Origin of the sequence: Pseudomonas sp. B3G-3, assembly GCF_028640915.1 — a bacterium.
GTDB lineage: Bacteria > Pseudomonadota > Gammaproteobacteria > Pseudomonadales > Pseudomonadaceae > Aquipseudomonas > Aquipseudomonas chlororaphis_I.
The window spans coordinates 84,304-103,812 of record NZ_JAQZAB010000121.1 but is presented as its reverse complement, the minus strand read 5'-3'; the positions used below and the strand labels follow the sequence as shown (position 1 = coordinate 103,812).

General features: G+C 65.6%; 20 protein-coding genes and 1 pseudogene. 13 read left to right on the top strand and 8 right to left on the bottom strand.

What is annotated here, in order from left to right:
- Positions 1–148 precede the first annotated feature (148 nt).
- The 11 genes from ccmA to PVZ80_RS24690 all read left to right on the top strand — a co-directional run bounded on the left by ccmA (position 149) and on the right by PVZ80_RS24690 (position 8,770).
- Positions 149–784 (top strand): cytochrome c biogenesis heme-transporting ATPase CcmA, encoded by a 636-nt coding sequence (ccmA, locus tag PVZ80_RS24740; RefSeq protein WP_016702238.1) that lies wholly within the window; start codon positions 149–151, stop codon positions 782–784.
- The gene (gene ccmB, locus PVZ80_RS24735; RefSeq protein WP_009047725.1) at positions 781–1,449 is read left to right on the top strand and encodes a heme exporter protein CcmB; all 669 of its coding nucleotides are present in this window, start codon (positions 781–783) and stop codon (positions 1,447–1,449) included. The genes ccmA and ccmB overlap by 4 nt, the downstream gene beginning before the upstream one ends.
- Positions 1,450–1,525: 76 nt before the next feature.
- Positions 1,526–2,281: a heme ABC transporter permease gene (locus PVZ80_RS24730; protein WP_009047726.1), complete on the top strand. Its 756-nt coding sequence runs from the start codon at positions 1,526–1,528 to the stop codon at positions 2,279–2,281.
- Positions 2,278–2,454, top strand: a complete 177-nt coding sequence (gene ccmD / locus PVZ80_RS24725) for a heme exporter protein CcmD (protein ID WP_009047727.1) — start codon at positions 2,278–2,280, stop codon at positions 2,452–2,454. The genes PVZ80_RS24730 and ccmD overlap by 4 nt, the downstream gene beginning before the upstream one ends.
- Positions 2,451–2,906, top strand: coding sequence for a cytochrome c maturation protein CcmE (gene ccmE / locus PVZ80_RS24720; protein ID WP_009047728.1), 456 nt, complete (start codon positions 2,451–2,453; stop codon positions 2,904–2,906). The genes ccmD and ccmE overlap by 4 nt, the downstream gene beginning before the upstream one ends.
- 3 nt (positions 2,907–2,909) lie before the next feature.
- A complete protein-coding gene (locus tag PVZ80_RS24715) occupies positions 2,910–4,898 on the top strand; it encodes a heme lyase CcmF/NrfE family subunit (RefSeq protein ID WP_009047729.1) in 1,989 nt (662 codons plus the stop codon).
- Positions 4,895–5,431: a DsbE family thiol:disulfide interchange protein gene (locus tag PVZ80_RS24710; protein ID WP_009047730.1), complete on the top strand. Its 537-nt coding sequence runs from the start codon at positions 4,895–4,897 to the stop codon at positions 5,429–5,431. Before PVZ80_RS24715 ends, PVZ80_RS24710 begins: the two co-directional genes overlap by 4 nt.
- Positions 5,428–5,898, top strand: coding sequence for a cytochrome c-type biogenesis protein (locus tag PVZ80_RS24705; RefSeq protein ID WP_009047731.1), 471 nt, complete (start codon positions 5,428–5,430; stop codon positions 5,896–5,898). The genes PVZ80_RS24710 and PVZ80_RS24705 overlap by 4 nt, the downstream gene beginning before the upstream one ends.
- Positions 5,895–7,097 (top strand): c-type cytochrome biogenesis protein CcmI, encoded by a 1,203-nt coding sequence (gene ccmI / locus PVZ80_RS24700; RefSeq protein WP_016702236.1) that lies wholly within the window; start codon positions 5,895–5,897, stop codon positions 7,095–7,097. Before PVZ80_RS24705 ends, ccmI begins: the two co-directional genes overlap by 4 nt.
- A gap of 11 nt (positions 7,098–7,108) precedes the next feature.
- Positions 7,109–7,513: a hypothetical protein gene (locus PVZ80_RS24695; RefSeq protein ID WP_009047733.1), complete on the top strand. Its 405-nt coding sequence runs from the start codon at positions 7,109–7,111 to the stop codon at positions 7,511–7,513.
- A gap of 114 nt (positions 7,514–7,627) precedes the next feature.
- Positions 7,628–8,770 (top strand): hypothetical protein, encoded by a 1,143-nt coding sequence (locus tag PVZ80_RS24690; protein ID WP_273864709.1) that lies wholly within the window; start codon positions 7,628–7,630, stop codon positions 8,768–8,770.
- 18 nt (positions 8,771–8,788) lie between these two features.
- Here PVZ80_RS24690 and PVZ80_RS24685 read toward each other — a convergent pair.
- Together PVZ80_RS24685 and PVZ80_RS24680 are read right to left on the bottom strand one after the other, a co-directional pair.
- Positions 8,789–9,693: pseudogene (locus tag PVZ80_RS24685) on the bottom strand (LysR family transcriptional regulator).
- 69 nt (positions 9,694–9,762) lie between these two features.
- Complete coding sequence (locus tag PVZ80_RS24680; protein ID WP_273864708.1) at positions 9,763–10,971, bottom strand: MFS transporter; 1,209 nt, start codon at positions 10,969–10,971, stop codon at positions 9,763–9,765.
- A gap of 262 nt (positions 10,972–11,233) precedes the next feature.
- Between PVZ80_RS24680 and PVZ80_RS24675 the strand changes: the two genes are divergently transcribed.
- Together PVZ80_RS24675 and PVZ80_RS24670 are read left to right on the top strand one after the other, a co-directional pair.
- On the top strand, positions 11,234–11,863 hold the full coding sequence (locus tag PVZ80_RS24675; protein WP_273864707.1) for a DUF5666 domain-containing protein: 630 nt from the start codon (positions 11,234–11,236) through the stop codon (positions 11,861–11,863).
- Positions 11,864–11,968: 105 nt separating this feature from the next.
- Complete coding sequence (locus PVZ80_RS24670) at positions 11,969–12,418, top strand: RidA family protein (protein ID WP_041987153.1); 450 nt, start codon at positions 11,969–11,971, stop codon at positions 12,416–12,418.
- A 213-nt stretch (positions 12,419–12,631) separates the two neighbouring features.
- Here PVZ80_RS24670 and PVZ80_RS24665 read toward each other — a convergent pair whose 3' ends face one another.
- From PVZ80_RS24665 to PVZ80_RS24640, 6 genes are all read right to left on the bottom strand, one after another.
- Positions 12,632–13,630, bottom strand: a complete 999-nt coding sequence (locus PVZ80_RS24665; RefSeq protein WP_016702230.1) for a sulfate ABC transporter substrate-binding protein — start codon at positions 13,628–13,630, stop codon at positions 12,632–12,634.
- Positions 13,631–13,739: 109 nt separating this feature from the next.
- A complete protein-coding gene (locus PVZ80_RS24660) occupies positions 13,740–14,585 on the bottom strand; it encodes an ion transporter (protein WP_028681918.1) in 846 nt (281 codons plus the stop codon).
- A 21-nt stretch (positions 14,586–14,606) separates the two neighbouring features.
- Positions 14,607–15,530: an urea transporter gene (locus PVZ80_RS24655; RefSeq protein WP_273864706.1), complete on the bottom strand. Its 924-nt coding sequence runs from the start codon at positions 15,528–15,530 to the stop codon at positions 14,607–14,609.
- 170 nt (positions 15,531–15,700) lie between these two features.
- Complete coding sequence (pyk, locus tag PVZ80_RS24650) at positions 15,701–17,116, bottom strand: pyruvate kinase (protein WP_009047742.1); 1,416 nt, start codon at positions 17,114–17,116, stop codon at positions 15,701–15,703.
- Complete coding sequence (locus PVZ80_RS24645; protein WP_053268502.1) at positions 17,106–18,386, bottom strand: glycerate kinase type-2 family protein; 1,281 nt, start codon at positions 18,384–18,386, stop codon at positions 17,106–17,108. The genes pyk and PVZ80_RS24645 overlap by 11 nt, the downstream gene beginning before the upstream one ends.
- Before the next feature lie 186 nt (positions 18,387–18,572).
- The gene (locus tag PVZ80_RS24640) at positions 18,573–19,463 is read right to left on the bottom strand and encodes a 2-hydroxy-3-oxopropionate reductase (RefSeq protein WP_009047744.1); all 891 of its coding nucleotides are present in this window, start codon (positions 19,461–19,463) and stop codon (positions 18,573–18,575) included.
- Positions 19,464–19,509: the final 46 nt, after the last annotated feature.

The following is a 19,509-nucleotide window of genomic DNA, read 5'->3' as shown; positions in this document are numbered from 1 at the left end:
TGTATAATGCCGCCCGTCTTCGGGGGGCGTGGCGAAAACATCGCAAAAGTTTGACGCAGCTCTCTGGAACAGGCCGCCGATGCGTTTATTCTGCATCTCTTTAACGGCTGCTCCACTGCCGACTTGAACCGTAAAGGCCCGCGATCATTTGACCAGTCCTCTTCTAGAAGCCGTAGCGCTTGCCTGTGAGCGCGACCTGCGGCTGCTCTTCGAAAAGCTCGAACTGCGTCTGGCCAGCGGCGACATGTTGCAGATCAGCGGCCCCAACGGCAGCGGCAAGACCAGCCTGTTGCGCCTGCTGGCAGGGCTGATGCAGCCGACCAGTGGCCAGGTGCTGCTCAATGGCCAGCCGCTCAACGCCCAGCGCGCGGAGCTGGCGCGCAACCTGCTGTGGATCGGCCATGCGGCCGGGATCAAGGACTTGCTGACCCCCGAGGAAAACCTCAGCTGGCTCTGCGCCCTGCATCAGCCCGCCGGGCGCGAGGCGATCTGGCAGGCCCTGGCGGCGGTCGGCCTGCGCGGCTTCGAGGATGTGCCCTGTCACACCCTGTCCGCCGGCCAGCAGCGCCGGGTGGCGCTGGCCCGGTTGTACCTGGACAGCCCGCCGCTGTGGGTCCTCGACGAACCCTTCACCGCCCTGGACAAGCAGGGCGTGGCGCAACTGGAAGAACACCTGGCCGGCCATTGCGAACGTGGCGGCATGGTGATCCTCACCACCCACCACACACTGAGCCGCATGCCGGCCGGCTATCGCGACATCGATCTGGGGCATTGGGCCGTATGAGTGTTTTCGGACTGCTGGTTGCCCGCGAATCCCGGCTGCTGTTCCGCCGTCCCGCCGAACTGGCCAACCCGCTGGTATTTTTCGCGATTGTCGTCTCACTGTTCCCATTGGCGGTGGGACCTGAGACACAATTGTTGCAAACCTTGTCTCCAGGGCTAGTCTGGGTAGCGGCCTTATTATCGGTTTTGCTCTCGCTGGACGGGCTTTTTCGCAGTGATTTCGAGGACGGATCCTTGGAACAGTGGGTCCTTTCGTCGCACCCCCTGCCTCTTCTGGTTCTGGCCAAGGTACTGGCACACTGGGCCTTTTCCGGCCTGGCACTGGTATTGCTTGCGCCCCTGTTGGCATTGATGCTCGGTCTGCCCACAGCCTGTCTGCCGGTGCTGTTGCTGTCCCTGTTGCTGGGCACTCCGGTGCTCAGCCTGCTGGGAGCGGTGGGCGCGGCGTTGACGGTAGGACTCAAGCGTGGCGGCCTGTTGCTGGCGCTGCTGATCCTGCCCCTGTACATCCCGGTATTGATTCTCGGCAGCGGCGCCTTGCAGGCGGCCTTGCAGGGCATGCCGGCGACCGGTTATCTGCTGTGGCTTGGTAGCCTGACCGCCCTGGCAGTAACTCTGACACCTTTTGCAATAGCAGCTGGCCTGAAGATCAGCGTCGGCGAATAATGAGGTCTGATCAAATTTTGATCAGTAAAGACCCTGGCCGTGCGTGACAACGCGCGGCCCCCGTGATGGAAACAGTATGAACTGGACCTGGTTTCATAAGCTCGGCTCGCCCAAGTGGTTTTACGGCATCAGCAGCAGGCTGTTGCCCTGGTTGAGCATCGCAGCGTTGCTGCTGATCACCGTCGGCGTCATTTGGGGCCTGGCCTTCGCGCCGCCGGACTATCAGCAAGGCAACAGCTTTCGCATCATCTACATCCACGTTCCCGCCGCCATGCTGGCCCAGTCCATCTACGTGATGCTGGCGGTGTGCGGGGTGGTGGGCCTGGTGTGGAAGATGAAACTGGCCGACGTCGCCCTGCAATGCGCGGCGCCCATCGGTGCCTGGATGACCGCCGTGGCGCTGGTCACCGGGGCCATCTGGGGCAAGCCGACCTGGGGCTCGTGGTGGGTCTGGGACGCACGCCTGACCTCCATGCTGATCCTGCTGTTCCTGTATTTCGGCCTGATCGCCCTGGGCAACGCCATCAGCAATCGCGACAGCGCCGCCAAGGCCTGCGCGGTGCTGGCCATCGTCGGGGTGATCAACATCCCGATCATCAAATACTCGGTGGAGTGGTGGAACACCCTGCACCAGGGCGCGACCTTCACCCTCACCGAAAAACCGGCGATGCCCGTCGAGATGTGGCTGCCGCTGTTGCTGACGGTGCTGGGCTTCTATTGTTTCTTCGGCGCCGTGCTGTTGCTGCGCATGCGCCTTGAAGTGCTCAAGCGCGAAGCCCGCGCCAGCTGGGTCAGGGCCGAAGTGCAGAACAGCCTGGAGGCCGCATCATGAGTTTCGCTTCCTTCGCCGACTTTCTCGCCATGGGCCATCACGGCCTGTATGTCTGGTCAGCCTACGGCATCTGCCTGGTGGTGCTGGTCCTCAACGTGGCGGTGCCGTTGCTGGCCCGCAAGCGTTACCTGCAACAAGAGGCGCGTCGTCTGCGCCGGGAGAACAATCAGTGAATCCGCTGCGTAAAAAGCGTCTGTTGATCATCCTCGGCGTGCTGGGCGGCGTGGGCGTTGCCGTCGGCCTGGCGCTGAGCGCCCTGCAACAGAACATCAACCTGTTCTACACCCCGACCCAGATCGCCAACGGCGAAGCCCCCCATGACACACGGATCCGCGCCGGCGGCATGGTGCAGATGGGCTCGTTGCAACGCTCGGCGGATTCGCTGGACGTGCGTTTCGTGGTCACCGACTTCAACAAGGCCGTGACCATCACCTACCGCGGCATCCTCCCGGACCTGTTCCGCGAAGGGCAGGGCATCGTCGCCCTCGGCAAGCTCAATGCCGACGGCGTGGTGGTGGCCGACGAAGTGCTGGCCAAGCACGACGAGAAGTACATGCCGCCGGAAGTGACCAAGGCCCTGAAAGACAGTGGGCAAATGGCGCCGGCGCCGGCCAAGGAGGGCTGACCGATGACATCCGCAATCTTCATTCCCGAGCTCGGCCATCTGGCGATGATCCTGGCCCTGTGTTTTGCCCTGGTCCAGGCCGTGGTGCCGCTGCTCGGCGCCTGGCGCGGCGACCGCCTGTGGATGGGCCTGGCGCAGCCCGCGGCCTGGGGCCAGTTCGCCTTCCTGACCTTCGCCTTCGGCTGCCTGACCTACGCCTTCATGGTCGATGATTTCTCGGTGGCCTATGTCGCCAGCAACTCCAACAGCGCCTTGCCCTGGTACTACAAGTTCAGCGCGGTGTGGGGCGCCCACGAGGGCTCGTTGCTGCTCTGGGCACTGATCCTCGGTGGCTGGACCTTCGCCGTGTCGGTGTTCTCCCGGCAGTTGCCGCAAGTGATGCTGGCGCGGGTGCTGGCGGTGATGGGCATGATCAGCACCGGCTTCCTGCTGTTCCTGATCGTCACCTCCAACCCCTTCGCGCGGATCCTGCCGCAGGTGCCTGGCGACGGCCGCGACCTCAACCCGCTGCTGCAGGACATCGGCCTGATCGTGCACCCGCCGATGCTCTACATGGGTTATGTCGGTTTCTCCGTGGCCTTCGCCTTCGCCATCGCCGCACTGCTCGGCGGGCGCCTGGACGCGGCCTGGGCGCGCTGGTCGCGGCCCTGGACCATTGTCGCCTGGGCATTCCTCGGCATCGGTATCACCCTCGGCTCCTGGTGGGCCTACTACGAACTCGGCTGGGGCGGCTGGTGGTTCTGGGACCCGGTGGAAAACGCCTCCTTCATGCCGTGGCTGGTGGGCACCGCATTGATCCACTCGCTGGCGGTCACCGAAAAGCGTGGTGTGTTCAAGAGCTGGACCGTGTTGCTGGCCATCGCCGCGTTCTCCCTGAGCCTGCTGGGAACCTTCCTGGTGCGTTCCGGGGTACTGACCTCGGTCCACGCCTTTGCCTCGGACCCCGAGCGCGGCGTGTTCATCCTGATCTTCCTGCTGTTCGTGGTCGGCGGTTCGCTGACCCTGTTCGCCCTGCGCGCGCCGGTGGTCAAGAGCCAGGTCGGTTTCAACCTGTGGTCGCGGGAAACCCTGCTGCTGGGCAACAACCTGGTGCTGGTGGTGGCGGCCTCGATGATCCTGCTGGGCACTCTGTATCCGCTGGTGCTGGACGCCCTGACCGGGGCCAAGCTGTCGGTCGGCCCGCCGTACTTCAACGCGCTGTTTATCCCGCTGATGGCGCTGCTGATGGTGGTGATGGCGATCGGCGTGGTGGTGCGCTGGAAAGACACCCCGGTCAAATGGCTGGTGAGCATGCTGACTCCGGTGCTGCTGGGCAGCGCCGCGCTGGCGGTGGTGGCCGGTATCGCCTATGGCGACTTCAACTGGGCGGTGCTGGCGACCTTCATGCTGGCGGCCTGGGTATTGCTCGCCGGGGTCCGCGACATCTTCGACAAGACCCGCCACAAAGGCCTGATCAAGGGCCTGCCGGGCCTGACCCGCAGTTACTGGGGCATGCAGCTGGCGCACCTGGGCATCGCGGTCTGCGCCCTGGGCGTGGTGCTGTCGAGCCAGAACAGCGCCGAGCGCGACCTGCGCCTGGAGCCGGGCGAGTCCATGGACCTGGCCGGTTATCACTTCATCTTCGAGGGCGCCAAGCATTTCGAAGGCCCCAACTTCACCTCCGACAAGGGCACGGTGCGGGTGGTCCGCGACGGCAAGGAAATCGCCGTTCTGCACCCGGAAAAACGTCTCTACACGGTGCAGAACTCGGTGATGACCGAGGCCGGGATCGACGCCGGTTTCACCCGTGACCTCTACGTCGCCCTCGGCGAGCCGCTGGGCGAGGGCGCCTGGGCCGTTCGGGTGCACGTCAAGCCATTCGTGCGCTGGATCTGGTTCGGCGGCCTGCTCACCGGTTTCGGTGGCCTGCTGGCGGCCCTCGACCGGCGTTATCGGGTCAAGGTGAAGACCCGGGTGCGCGAAGCCCTGGGCATGACAGGAGCCACTGCATGAGACGCTGGATAATGTTGTTGCCGCTGGCGCTGTTCCTGCTGGTGGCGGTGTTCCTGTACCGCGGGTTGTACCTGGACCCGGCCGAGCTGCCGTCGGCGATGATCGACAAGCCGTTCCCGGAGTTCTCCCTGCCGTCGGTGCAGGGCGACAAGACCCTGACCCGCGCCGACCTGCTGGGCAAGCCGGCGCTGGTCAACGTCTGGGGCACCTGGTGCATTTCCTGCCGGGTCGAGCACCCGGTGCTGAACAAGCTGGCGCAGCAGGGCGTGAACATCTATGGCGTCAACTACAAGGACGTCAACGCCGACGCCCTGAAGTGGCTGGCCGAGTTCCACAACCCTTACCAGCTGGATATCCGCGACGAGGAGGGCACCCTGGGCCTGAACCTCGGGGTGTACGGCGCGCCGGAAACCTTCTTCATCGACGCCAAGGGCATCATCCGCGACAAATACGTCGGGGTGATCGACGAAACGGTGTGGCGTGAGAAACTGGCTGCCAAGTACCAGGCCCTGGCCGATGAGGCCAAGCCATGAAGCGCTGGCTGGCCGCGGCCGTCCTGGGCCTGAGCATCGCCGGTGTGGCCCACGCGGCGATCGATACCTACGAGTTCGCCAACGATGCCGAGCGCGAGCGCTTTCGCGAACTGACCAAAGAGCTGCGTTGCCCCAAGTGCCAGAACCAGGACATCGCCGACTCCAATGCGCCGATCGCCGCGGACTTGCGCAAGGAGATCTTCCGCATGCTCGGCGAAGGCAAGGACAACCAGCAGATCATCGACTTCATGGTCGACCGCTATGGCGACTTCGTGCGCTACAAGCCGGCCCTGACCGGCAAGACCGCCTTGCTCTGGTTCGGCCCCGCCGGCCTGCTGCTGGGGGGCGTGGTGATCATCGCCGTGATCGTCCGGCGTCGGCGCGTAGAGCGCAGCGACAGCCCGAGCACACTTTCCGCCGAGGAGCGTCAGCGCCTCGACCAACTGTTGGATAAAGACCGCGAATGATTGATTTCTGGCTCGCCGCAGGCCTGCTGCTCCTGGTAGCCCTGAGTTTTCTGCTGATCCCGGTTCTACGCGGCCGTCGCGCCCAGCGTGAAGAGGATCGTACCGCGCTGAACGTGGCGCTTTATCAAGAACGCGTGGCCGAGCTGCAAGGCCAGCAGGCCGAAGGCGTGCTCAGCGCCGAGCAGATGGACAGCGGCCGCGCCGAAGCCGCGCGCGAACTGCTGGCCGACACCGAGGGCGCCGAACCGGCCCGGGTGTCCGGCCTGGGCAAGCCGTTGCCATTGCTGGCGGCGCTGCTGGTGCCGCTATTGGGTCTGGGCCTGTACCTGCATTTCGGCGCCAGCGACAAAGTCGAGCTGACCCGTGAATTCGCCCAGGCCCCGCAATCCATGGAAGAGATGACCCGCCGCCTCGAGCGCGCGGTCGCCGCCCAGCCGGATTCCGCCGAGGGCCTGTACTTCCTCGGTCGTACCTACATGGCCCAGGACCGCCCGGCGGACGCGGCGAAGATCTTCGAGCGCACCGTGGCCCTGGCCGGGCGTCAGCCGGAACTGCTTGGCCAGTGGGCACAGGCGCAGTACTTTGCCGACGGCAAGCAATGGTCGGACAAGGTCCAGGCCTTGACCGACGAAGCGCTGAAGGCCGACCCGAAGGAAGTCACCAGCCTCGGCCTGCTGGGGATCGCCGCCTTCGAAGGCGAGCGTTATCAAGAGGCCATCGACTACTGGAACCGCCTGCTGGCGCAACTGCCGGCGGACGACAACTCGCGCGCCGCGCTGCAGGGCGGTATCGACCGGGCGACCGAGAAGCTGCTGGCCAGCGGCGGCAAAGTGGCCCAGGCGCCCGCGCCCAAGGCCGCCGCGCTGCTCAAGGTGCGGGTCGACCTGGCCGCCGATCTGAAAGCCAAGGTGCAGCCGGGCGACAGCGTGTTCATCTTTGCCCGCGCCACTTCCGGGCCGCCGGCGCCGCTGGCGGCCAAGCGCCTGACCGTGGCCGACCTGCCGGTGACGGTGGAGCTGGGGGATGCCGACGCGATGATGCCGCAGTTGAAACTGTCGAACTTCCCGGAAGTCCAACTGGTTGCACGCATTTCCCGCGCCGGCCAACCGACGGCCGGCGAGTGGGTCGGTCGCAGCAAGCCCCTGGCCAGCAGCACCACCGCGCCGCAACAACTGACCATCGACAGCCCGGATAAATAAGAGAAGCCGCCATGACCGCCATTGCCCGCATCACCCTGTTAACACTGGTCCTGGGGTTGAGCGCCTGTGCGGTCCAGGAGCCGATGCCGCCCGAGACCCTGCCACCGATTCCGCCCGCGCAGCCCAGCACCAAGCCGACGCAGCCCAGCACCCCGAGCAAACCCGCCACGCCGATCAAGCCGGCTAAGCCACTGCCGCGTACTTCCGCGAGCTTCGCGCCGCCGCCGGGTGGCAACAGCCACTGGGATCCGCGCCTGGGCGTCTATGTGCTGGATAACCAGACCAACACGTTCTACCGCCAGCGCACCTACTACCGCTGGAACAACGGTTGGAGCCGTTCCATCAGCCCCGACGGGCCATGGGAAGAGACCGATATCCACGGCGTGCCGTCGGGGCTGGGGCGCCAGTTCCAGTAAGCGGCTTGCGGTAAGCCGCGACCACTGAGCGGACCGCGGGCGGGGCCGGTTCAAGCAGCCGGTTGGATGGCCGATACCCCGGGGTGTTCCTGAGTATCGCCATCCGAGCGCCCGATGAAGAAAAGCCTGAACAAACCCTATTTCGCGCCCATGGCCTTCTGGCTCTGTGTTGTCGCTGTCCTGCTCGCCCTGCATGGCTTCGCCGATGTCGAAGTGCCGCAGCTGATCTACTTCTCCCTGGCACCGGTGTACCTGCTGGTGCTGTTCATCTTCCTCTACTACTTCTTCTGCTGGAGCTTCATCTCGGTCTTTCCCCTGGGCGAGGTCGGCTGGAAGCGCGTGGATTACGGCTGGCTGCTGCTGGCCTCGCTGGCGCTGATCAGCGAGACCCAGAACGTCAGGACCGAATGGTTCCAGAGCGACTATCGACTGGCCGAATCCCATGAAGTCGCGACCCAGAGGCGCCTCAAGGCCGAGATCGACGATCTGTTGGGGCCGGATCATTGCCGTGCCGCCGCGACTGTCCATAGCGCCGCCGATACCGCGCAGGTGAACGCGCTCTGTCAGCGTTTTGCTGCCCTAGAGAGAACGGCGCAGGGGCAGTTGACGGCGCTCTCGGTGGGGACGGTGGTCCAGGCGCTGGATGAGCTTCGTGCTCGGTATTCGGCGCCGCCCGTCCTGGCCTGGCTCGGCCGGCTGGATGAAACCCTGGGCGACCAGCGTAAGGCCCGGGGCGAGGTGTCCAGACTGTACCAGCTGACCCGCGCCACCAACGCCGAGACCGTCTATCGCTACTTCGTTCCGGTATTGCTGGTAATCGCCCTGGCCCTGCGCGCCTCGAAGGTCACCGGCGAGGTGCTGCTCAAGGCCCCGCGCAAGCGCAAAGTGTGGATGATCATCAACCGGCGCATGGTGATCGACGGCCTGGGTTTTGTCCGCGGCGCCCGCAGCCGCTTCGACGAAGCGCTGCACAACTGGCGCGTGGCGAAGTGGGACGTGGTGCACCTGGCCTGTCCGTTCCTGCCCGAGGTCAGCGCCCAGGACACCCGGGTCGCGGTGGCGCCGGGGTTCTATGAAAACGAGTTCCAGCTGGCGTCTGTCAGCACCTTCGAGCAGTGCGGCTTCGTCGAGTGGGCGGCCAAGCAGTCGATCGAGACCCTGTACCTGGTGGGCGAGACCGATCTGGCGCTGATCGAGCGGGTGCGCCAGTGGGGCGAGGCGGCCAAGGTCGAAGTGCTGGTGCGCGAGCGGATCTGAATCCGCGCGCACCCCGGCTCAGCCTTGGGCAGCGTCTGGCCCGGGGCTGGCCAGTTGCTGCTGGACAAACTCGACGAAGGCCCGGGCCTTGGCGCTGGTCAGCCGCCCGGTGGGAAACACCGCCCATAGCTCCTGGCGGGGCAGCGTCCAGTCCGGCATCGCCTCGCGCACCGCGCCGCTGGCCAGCTCGGGAGCGAACATCCATTGCGAGGCCAGGGTCAGCCCCTGGTGGGCCAGCACCGATTCGCGCAGCCCCTCCGCGGCACTCACGCGAATCCGCCCGCGGACCGTCACCGACTGCTGTTCGTCACCCCGTTCGAAGCGCCAGTGGGCACCGCCGCCGAGGCTGTAGATGATCGCCTGGTGCTGGCCCAGGTCGGCGGGGCAGGCGGGTTCGCCGTGGCGGGCGAAGTAGTCGGGGGTGGCCAGCACCACGCGCCGGCATTCGCCGATCCGCCGCGCGGTCAGCCCGGAGTCGCTCAAGGGCCCCATGCGCAGGGCGACGTCGATGCCGGCTTCCACCAGATTGATATTGCGGTCATCCAGCACCACGTCGATGTCGAGGTCGGGATGGCGATCGAGAAAGGCCCCCAGGCGCGGCACGATATGCAGGCGGGCGAAGGTCACCGCGGCGCAGATCCGCAGCGTGCCGCTGAGCCCCGAACCGGCCCCACGCGCCGCCAGATCGGCTTCGTCGGCCTCTTCGAGGGCCCGCCTGGCGCGCTCGAAAAATGCCATGCCGGCCTCAGTGGGCGTCAGGCCGCGGGTCGAGCGCAGCAACAGCCGTACCGCCAGCCGCGCCTCCAGCTGGGCGATGGTTTCGACACGGCCGGCTGGCCGATATCCAGAAGCCGGGCGGCGGCGGAAAAAGACCCGCTTTCCACCACATGAACGAAGGTTTGCATGGCTGCCAGCCGGTCCATCGAGACTCCTTGTGTTTGAACGATCGAGCATGGCCCCCCGGTTTGCGATCCGAGAGGATCAGGATGCACTCAGGCCGTGACGGGCAGGGCCTTCTGCGAGGTGCTCAGGAAACGCAGCAGGGCCAGCAGCGGCAAGGTGCTGCCGACACCGACTATGCCCAGCCAGCCGGCGTGTTCGTACACCGCGCTGGCAATCGACGAGCCGACGGCGCCGCCGATGAAGATGCTGGTCATGTACAGCGCGTTGAGGCGGCCGCGGCTATGGGCATCCAGCGCGTAGACCGCGCGCTGGCCAAGGACCATGTTCATCTGCACGCAGAAATCCAGGACCACGCCGGTCACCGCCAGGCCGATGACGCTGTAGGCCGGGTGGATAAAGGCCGGCAGAAAGCTCAGGGCGGCGAACAGCATGGCCAGCAACGAGGCGACGCGGGTGTGGCCGGCATCCGCCAGGCGCCCGCTGATCGGCGCGGCAATGGCACCGATAGCCCCGACCAGGGCGAACAGGGCGATCTGGCTTTGCGACAGGCCGTGGTTGCGCGCCAGCTCTAGCGGCACCGCGGTCCAGAACAGGCTGAAGGTGGCGAACATGCAGGCCTGGTAAAACGCTCGCTGGCGCAGTACCGGTTGCTGGCGCAGCAGGCTGCCCAGCGAACCCAGCAGCTGGCCGTAGGTGGCGCTGTGGGCGGGCTGGCGCTTGGGCACGGTCAGCAGCAGGACCACACTGATGGCGGCCATCAGCACCGCGGCGGCAATGAACATCGCGCGCCAGCCGAACAGGTCGGCCACCACGCTGGACACCGGACGCGCCAGCAGGATGCCCAGCAGCAGGCCGCCCATGATGCCGCCGACCACCCGGCCACGGGACTCCTCCGGCGTCAGGTGCGCGGCCAGGGGAATCAGGATCTGCACCGACACCGAGCTGAAGCCGATCAGCAGCGAGACCAGCAGAAAGGCATTGGGCTGCTCGGTGAACGCGGCGCCCAGCAGGCTGGCGATGGCCACCAGGCTGGTGAGGATCATCAGCCGGCGGTTTTCCAGCAGGTCGCCCAGGGGCACCAGGAAGAACAGGCCCAGGGCGTAGCCGATCTGGGTCAGGGACACGATCAGGCTGGCCATGGTGCTGCTCAGGCCGATGTCCGGGGCGATCAGCTCGATGATCGGCTGGGCGTAGTAGATGTTGGCGACTATGGCGCCGCAGCAGAAGGCGAACAGCAGCACCATGCCGCGGGTCATGGTCGTGGTGGCGGCAGGCAGCCGCTGGGTCGTGGCAGTCATGGCGATTCTCGTTGCAGCGAAAGGGATGCGGGCGAGGCTAAGGGGCTGGCCCGTGACGCGGTAGAAGCTGACGAGCGATAGCATTCATGCCGTGCAGGAATAAATGCCTGGCGAGACCGGCGCAGAGCGGCAGACGACCGGTCTCGCGTTGCGATGATACATTTACTTACATTCAGTTCCATAGCTCGCTCATTGTCCCGCGGACGCTGGAGTGCTTTCGTTTCGACGTCTGTACCACCTTTCATCACAGGAAGTCCGTCCCATGAATCTGTGTCTTCGCCGCCTGCTCGGCGGCGCTCAAGCGATCACCCTCGGTGCACTGCTGCTGGCCGGCCCGGCCCAGGCCCAGGACGCGCCGGGCATGCGCATCGGCGTGCGCGGGGAAATCACCAGCATCGCCGGCGACGCGGTGCGGGTCCACGTCAACAGCGGCGAGAACGTCACCATCAACCTCACACCGCAGACCCAGGTCCGCGCCGTGACCCTGGCCAACATCGAGGACATCAAGCCCGGCAGCTACATAGGTTCGGCCGCCGTGCCGCAGGCCGATGGCAGCCTCAAGGCGCTGGAGGTCCATGTGTTCCCGCCGCAGATGGCCGGCACCGGCGACGGTCATCGGCCCTTCGACCTGGTCAAGGGCAGTAGCATGACCAATGGCAGCGTCGGCGACCTGGTGGTGAGCAACGGCCGGACCCTGACCGTCAACTACAAGGGCGGCCAGCAGACGATCCTGGTGCCGGACGATGTGCCCATCGTCAACCTGGTGCCGGGTGACCGCAGCCTGCTCAAGACCGGGGTCAAGGTGGTGATGTTCGTGTCCCAGAGCGCGGACGGCACACTCACCGCGCAGTCGATCTCCGCCGGCAAGGATGGGGTGACGCCGCCGATGTAGCTGGCAGGCTGTTACGTTGCCGGGTGTTTCAACGGCCTGGTTTCGGATGGCCTTGGGCAGGGGCTTGGTTTAGGGTTTGCGGTCGTCTATCGCAGCGGAGTTCTCATGCACAAGTCAGTCTTCAATCCGCCCAGTGTCTTCAATTCCCTGCAGTACGGTTTCAGCCAGGCGGTGGAGGTACGCGGTGGGCGGCGCCTGCTGCTGTCCGGTCAGGTGGCTGTCGATGAGCGCGAGGTCTGCGTCGGCCCGGGGTTGCGCGAGCAGACCGAGCAGAGCTTCGACAATATCGCCCGGGTGCTGGCGGCGGCGGGCGGCGACCTGAGCCACGTGGTCATGCTGCGGATCTACATCGCCGAAGCGGCCCGCGAGCAGCAGGAGCAGATCAGCCAGGTGCTGCTGCAGCGTTTCCCCCAGCAGCCGCCAGCGTCTTCATGGATCATCGTCAGCGGCCTGTCCTTGCCCGAGTGGCTGATCGAGATCGAGGCGGAGGCGATGTTGCCGGAGCTGCAGCAGGCGGGGAAGGCAGTGTTGTTCGAAGCTGCCGCCGGGCTTTAGATCCCAGGCGACCCGAGCGTTAATACCAGTCAGTCAAGCGAAGGTGATTCTCTGTAGGAGCGAAGCTTGCTCGCGATGGTCGTTAACGATAGCGCGCACTTACTGGGTAAACGCAGTGCTCTCAAGTCCATCGCGGGCAAGCCTCGCTCCTACAATTTCCTTATTTTCAATTGATGGGCATTAACCCGAAGGTCGCTTTTTATGGCCGGCTGGTTATTTCCCGCCGTAGATCTGGTCGAAGACCCCGCCATCGTTGAAGTGGGTCTTCTGCACGGTGCGCCAGTCGCCGAAGGTTTTTTCCACCGACAGGAAGTCGACTTTCGGGAAACGATCGGTGTACTTGGCCAGGACTTTCGGGTCCCGTGGGCGCAGGTAGTTGTTGGCGGCGATTTCCTGGCCTTGCGGCGACCACAGGTACTTCAGGTATTCCTCGGCCGCGGCGCGCGAGCCTTTCTTGTCAACCACCTTGTCGACCACCGATACCGGCGGCTCGGCTTCGGCGGAGACGCTCGGGTAGATGACTTCGAACTGATCGCGGCCGAATTCGCGGGCGATCATTTCCGCTTCGTTCTCGAAGGTCACCAGCACGTCGCCGATCTGGTTGGTCATGAAGGTGGTGGTGGCGGCGCGGCCGCCGGTGTCGAGCACCGGCGCCTGCTTGAACAGCTTGCCGACGAAGTCCTTGGCCTTGTTCTCGTCGCCGCCGTTCTTCAGCACATACCCCCAGGCCGACAGGTAGGTGTAGCGGCCGTTACCCGAGGTCTTCGGGTTCGGCACGATTACCTGCACGCCATCCTTGAGCAGGTCCGGCCAGTCTTTCAGGGCCTTGGGGTTGCCCTTGCGCACGATGAACACGGTGGCCGAGGTGAAAGGCGCGCTGTTGTTCGGCAGGCGGGTCACCCAGTTGTCCGGCACCAGCTTGCCGTTGTCCGCCAGGGCGTTGATGTCGGTGGCCATGTTCATGGTGATGACGTCGGCCGGCAGGCCGTCGATCACCGAGCGCGCCTGTTTGCTGGAACCGCCGAAGGACATCTGCAGGGTGATGTTCTCGTTGTGCTCGGCCTGCCAGTGCTTCTGGAAGGCGCTGTTGTAGTCCTTGTAGAAGTCTCGCATCACGTCGTAGGAAACGTTGAGCAGGGTCGGGGCGGCCTGGGCGACGCTGCCCAGTGCCAGGCCGGCGGCCAGGAGAGAGGCGCTAACGAGTTTTTTCACTGCACATTCCTTTTTGTTGAGAGTGAAGTATTCGAGAGTGAAGGCAATTTGCCGCCGACTATAGCCGGGGCGGTATATCTCTTTAAAGATTAAAAAGTGCTTTGCTTATTCAGTTTCCCTGGACCACTTTCGGGAACAACGCATTGCCACATCGCGAGCAGAACGCGGCGCCGTGCTCATGGTCGTTCTTCCTGCACACCGGGCAGTCGTGCTTGAGCTGTTCGCCGCGCAGGGCATTGGCCAGTTCCGCGGTGAAGATCCCGGTGGGCACGGCGATGATCGAGTAGCCGGTGATCATCACCAGGGACGAAATCACCTGGCCCAGCGGCGTCTTCGGCACGATATCGCCAAAGCCCACGGTGGTCAGGGTGACGATGGCCCAGTAGATGCCCTTGGGAATACTGGTGAACCCATGCTCGGGCCCCTCGACCACATACATCAGGGTGCCGAACACCGTGACCAGGGTCGACACGCTGAGCAGGAACACGATGATTTTCTGCTTGCTGCCGCGCAGCGCCGACATCAGGTAGTTGGCCTGCTTGAGATACGGGCTGAGCTTGAGCACGCGGAAGATGCGCAGCATGCGGATCACCCGGATGATCAGCAGGTACTGGGCGTCGCTGTAATACAGGGCGAGGATCCCCGGCACGATGGCCAGCAGGTCCACCAGCCCGTAGAAACTGAAGGCGTAGCGCAGCGGCTTGGGCGAGCAGTACAGGCGCAGGCCGTATTCGATGGCGAAGATCAGGGTAAAACCCCATTCGATATAGGCCAGCACATTGGCGTAGTTCTGATGCACCTCGTCGATGCTGTCGAGGATCACGATCACCAGGCTGGCGAGGATGATCAGCAACAGGGTGCTGTCGAAGCGTCGACCGGCCACGGTGTCGGTCTGGAAAATCATGACGTAGAGACGCTCGCGCCAGTGCCGGTTGTTGTCCGTGTTGCTGTCCATGCTGTTCGCCTGAATGGAAGGTCAGCGAAGCCTAGGGGGATTGGCCCCGGTAGCGCAAGGCGTGCTGTCCATGGCGGCCTGGCGCAGCACCCGCAGCGCGGCGCGGACCAGCCAGCAGGCGAGGATAAAGGGTGCGGTCAGAGCGGGCAGGCCCAGCGCGGCGAAGCCCGGGGTGAGCAGCAGCGCCAGGAGCATACCCGGCAGCGCCAGCCAGGACCGGCGGCGGTCCTGGCTCAGGGCCAGGGCCACCAGGGCGCTGTTGTAGCCGCCAAGGCCCAGCAGGGCGCCGGTAGGTTCCTGTTGCAGCAGGGCGAAGCCCAGGCCCGCCGCCGAGCCGAACAGCGCCCAGGCGGCCGCCCGGCGATCAGCCAGCAGCAACCCCAGGGCAATCAGCACCCCGGCCAGCGGATGTTCGAGGAACATCACCTGGCCGAGCCCCTGGATCAGTGCCTGCAACAGCGCCAGCGCATCGGGCTCGACCCAGGGCGCGTCGACGCTGGCGGGCAGCGGTGCGGCCAGGCCCAGCAGCAACCAGCCGAGGCCGACGAAGGGCGCGGTGTAGGCCGGTAGACAATATTGATCGCGGGCGCGTTTGAGCCATTGCTGGGTGAGGATCGCACTGAGGCCGCCGCAGGCGATGATCAGCGGTGGCAGCAGCACCGACCAGTCGAAGCGCAGGCTCAGGAGCAGGCCGAGCAGGACCCCGTTGTAGCTGAATAGCCCGGCTTGCCGGTCGGCCTTGGCATAGCCTCGGCGCTGCGCGGTGAGCAGCCCGGCCACGCCGCCCAGCAGCGCACCGCCGAGCAGCGCCGGAGCGCTCAGGAGGATGGCCAGCATGCACAGCAGGCCGCACAGCGGATGGCGCTGGAGGAAGATCTGGCTGAAGCCGTTGAGCAGGGCGGTGGCCCAGTCGGGACAGTGGGCGTTGAAGCGTTCTGAAGGCATGGAAAGTTGACTCCTGTAGCCGCTGCCGAGCCTGCGATCGGGCGCGTAGCGGCCGTCAATCAGGCAATGCCGTGTTCCAGGCAAGTCCAGTGCTCGGGCCTGGCGAGGACTGCGTCGGAGTGCCGCCCACTTCGATCGCAGCCTCGCAGGCTCGGCAGCGGCTACAGGGCTCAGATCAGGGTTTCGATGCGCAGCGAGTTGGTCGAGCCCGGTTGGCCGAATGGCACGCCTGCGGTGATCAACAGGGTGTCGCCGCGTTTGGCCATGCCTTGCGCCTGGGCGATTTCCAGGGCGGTGGAGCAGACCTCGTCGACCTGGCGCAGGCGGTCGTTGACCACCGAGTGCACGCCCCAGGCCACCGTCAGGCGACGCGCGGTGGACAGGTTCGGCGTCAGGTTGAGGATCGGCACCGTCGGCCGTTCCCGGGCCGCGCGCAGGCTGGAGCTGCCGGACTCGCTGTAGTTCACCAGCACCGCCACCGGCAGGATGCTGCTGATGCGGCGGATCGCGCAGCTGATGGCATCGGACACCGTGGCTTCGGCCTGGGGCCGGCTGACGTCGAGCTGGGTCTGGTAGTCCGGGCCGCTTTCCACCTGGCGGATGATCTTGCTCATCATCTGCACCGCCTCCAGCGGGTATTCGCCGGAGGCGGTTTCCGCCGAGAGCATCACCGCGTCGGCGCCTTCGGCCACCGCGTTGGCCACGTCCGTGACCTCGGCCCGGGTCGGGGCGGGGGAGAAGCGCATGGATTCGAGCATCTGCGTGGCCACCACCACCGGCTTACCCAGCTGGCGGCAGGTGCCGATGATGTTCTTCTGGATCTGCGGCACGCTTTCGGCCGGCACCTCCACCCCGAGGTCGCCACGGGCCACCATGATCGCGTCGCTCAGTTCGGCGATCTCGCGCAATTGGGTGACGGCCGAGGGTTTCTCGATCTTGGCCATCAGGAATGCCTTGTCGCCGATCAGCGCGCGGGCTTCATGAATGTCCTCGGGGCGCTGCACGAACGACAGGGCAACCCAGTCCACCCCCAGCTCCAGGCCGAAGTCCAGGTCGCGGCGATCCTTGGCGGTCAGCGGGCTGAGGTCGAGCACCGCTTGCGGGACGTTGACGCCCTTGCGGTCCGACAGTTCGCCGCCGTTGAGCACCGTGGTGTCGATGGCGTCGGCGTGTTTGGCGGTGACCCGCAGGCGCAGCTTGCCATCGTCCAGCAGCAGGTCCATGCCCGGCTCCAGGGCTTTGAGGATTTCCGGGTGGGGCAGGTTGACCCGGCGCTGGTCGCCCGGGGTGCTGTCCAGGTCCAGGCGCAGGGCCTGGCCGCGATGCAGCTGGACCTTGCCTTCGGCGAACGTGCCGACCCGCAGTTTCGGGCCTTGCAGGTCCATCAGGATGCCCAGCGGGTAGTTCAGCTGTTTTTCGACTTCGCGGATCCACTGGTAACGCTGGGCGTGATCGGCGTGGTCGCCATGGCTGAAGTTGAGGCGAAAGATATTCACCCCGGCCTGCACCAGCTCGCGGATGTCGTCGATGCCGTCGATGGCCGGGCCGAGGGTGGCGAGGATTTTGACCTTTTTGTCAGGCGTCATGTTTGGGGCTCTCGAGGATCAGGATGGCGCGGAAGTCGTTGACGTTGGTGCGGGTCGGCTCTGTGACGATCAACCCGTTCAGGGCCGCGAAGTAGCCATAGCCATTGTTGTTGTCCAGCTCGTCGCTGGCATTCAGGCCCAGGGCGGCGGCGCGGGCGTAGCTGTCCGGGGTCATGATCGCGCCGGCGTTGTCTTCGGAGCCGTCGATGCCGTCGGTGTCGCCGGCCAGGGCGTAGACGCCGGGCAGGCCCTTGAGGCTCTCGGTGAGGCTCAGGAGGAATTCGGCATTGCGCCCGCCGCGGCCATTGCCGCGCACGGTGACCGTGGTTTCACCGCCGGACAGGATCACGCAGGGCGCCGCCAGCGGCTGGCCGTGCAGCACCACCTGGCGGGCGATGCCGGCGTGGACCTTGGCCACCTCGCGGGACTCGCCTTCCAGGTCGCCGAGGATCAGCGGGCTGAAACCGGCCTGGCGGGCTTTCACCGCGGCGGCCTCCAGCGATTGCTGTGGCCGGGCGATCAGCTGGAAGTGACTGCGGGCCAGGCTCGGGTCGCCGGGCTTGACGGTTTCCGACTCCGGGCTTTGCAGCCAGGTGCGCACCGCCGCGGGTACCTCGATGGCATAACGCTTGAGGATCGCCAGGGCCTCGGCCGAGGTGCTGGGGTCGGCCACGGTGGGGCCGGAGGCGATGACCGTGGCCAGGTCGCCCGGTACATCGGAAATCGCGTAGGTGTAGAGGGTGGCTGGCCAGCAGGCCTTGGCCAGGCGGCCGCCCTTGATCGCCGAGAGGTGTTTGCGCACGCAGTTCATCTCGCCGATGCTGGCGCCGGACTTGAGCAGGGCCTTGTTGATCGACTGCTTGTCCGCCAGGCTGATGCCCGCGGCGGGCAGGGCCAGCAGGGCGGAACCGCCGCCGGACAGGAGGAAGATCACCCGGTCCTGTTCCGACAGGTCGCTGACCAGTTCCAGCACACGCTTGGCCACGGCCAGGCCAGCGGCATCGGGTACGGGATGAGCGGCTTCGACCACTTCGATTTTTTCGCAGGGGGCGCCGTGGCCGTAGCGGGTGACAACCAGCCCGCTGACTTCACCCAACCAGCAGCGTTCGACCACCTGGGCCATGGCCGCGGCGGCCTTGCCGGCACCGATGACGATCACCCGGCCGCTGCGGTCGCTGGGCAAATGGGCTTCGAGGACGTGCTGCGGGTGGGCAGCGTCGATGGCTGTGGCGAACAGCTCACGGAGGAATTGTTGCGGATCGACCGGCATGGCGGGCTCCCGGATTTCTTGTTATTCGAGGTGTGGCTGTAACGCAACCTGTAGCCGCTGCCGAAGGCTGCGATAAGGTTCGAAGAACCTTCCTGCGATGTGCAAGTGCACGCCTGCTGCGTCGGAGTGCCGCCCAAGTCGATCGCAGCCTTCGGCAGCGGCTACAGGGGATTTGCTGGCGTTCTCTTACTTGTCGCGGATCGAGAAGTTCGCCATGTGTTCCAGGCCCTTGATCAGCGCCGAGTGGTCCCAGTTGCTGCCGCCGATGGCCGCGCAGGTGCTGAACACTTGCTGGGCGTTGGCGGTGTTGGGCAGGTTGATGTTCAGCTCCTTGGCGCCTTGCAGGGCCAGGTTGAGGTCCTTCTGGTGCAGGCTGATGCGGAAGCCCGGGTCGAAGGTGCCCTTGATCATGCGCTCGCCGTGCACCTCGAGGATCTTCGAGGAGGCGAAGCCGCCCATCAGCGCTTCACGTACCTTGGCCGGGTCGGCGCCGTTTTTCGCGGCGAACAGCAGGGCCTCGGCCACTGCCTGGATGTTCAGGGCGACGATGATCTGGTTCGCCACCTTGGCGGTCTGGCCGTCGCCATTGCCGCCGACCAGGGTGATGTTCTTGCCCATGGCCTGGAACAGCGGCAGGGCACGCTCGAAGGCCTGGCTGTCGCCGCCGACCATGATGCTCAGGGTCGCCGCCTTGGCGCCGACTTCACCGCCGGACACCGGGGCGTCCAGGTACTGCGCGCCTTTCTCGTTGATCCTGGCGGCGAAGGCCTTGGTCGCGGTCGGCGAGATCGAACTCATGTCGATCACCACCTTGCCCGGACCGACGCCCGCGGCCACGCCGTCGGCGCGCAGCAGCACGTCGTCGACCTGCGGGGTATCCGGGACCATGACGATGATGAATTCGGCTTCCTGGGCCACTTCCTTGGGGCTGGCCAGGGCGACCGCGCCGGCGGCGACCAGGTCGGCCGGGGCCGCGTCGTGGTGCTGGGACAGGAACAGGCTGTGACCGGCTTTTTGCAGGTTGGAGGCCATTGGGTGACCCATGATGCCGGTGCCGATGAATCCGATTTTAGCCATGAGAAAATCCTCTTTTTGTTAGGTAGCACGCCCTCTGTAGGAGCGA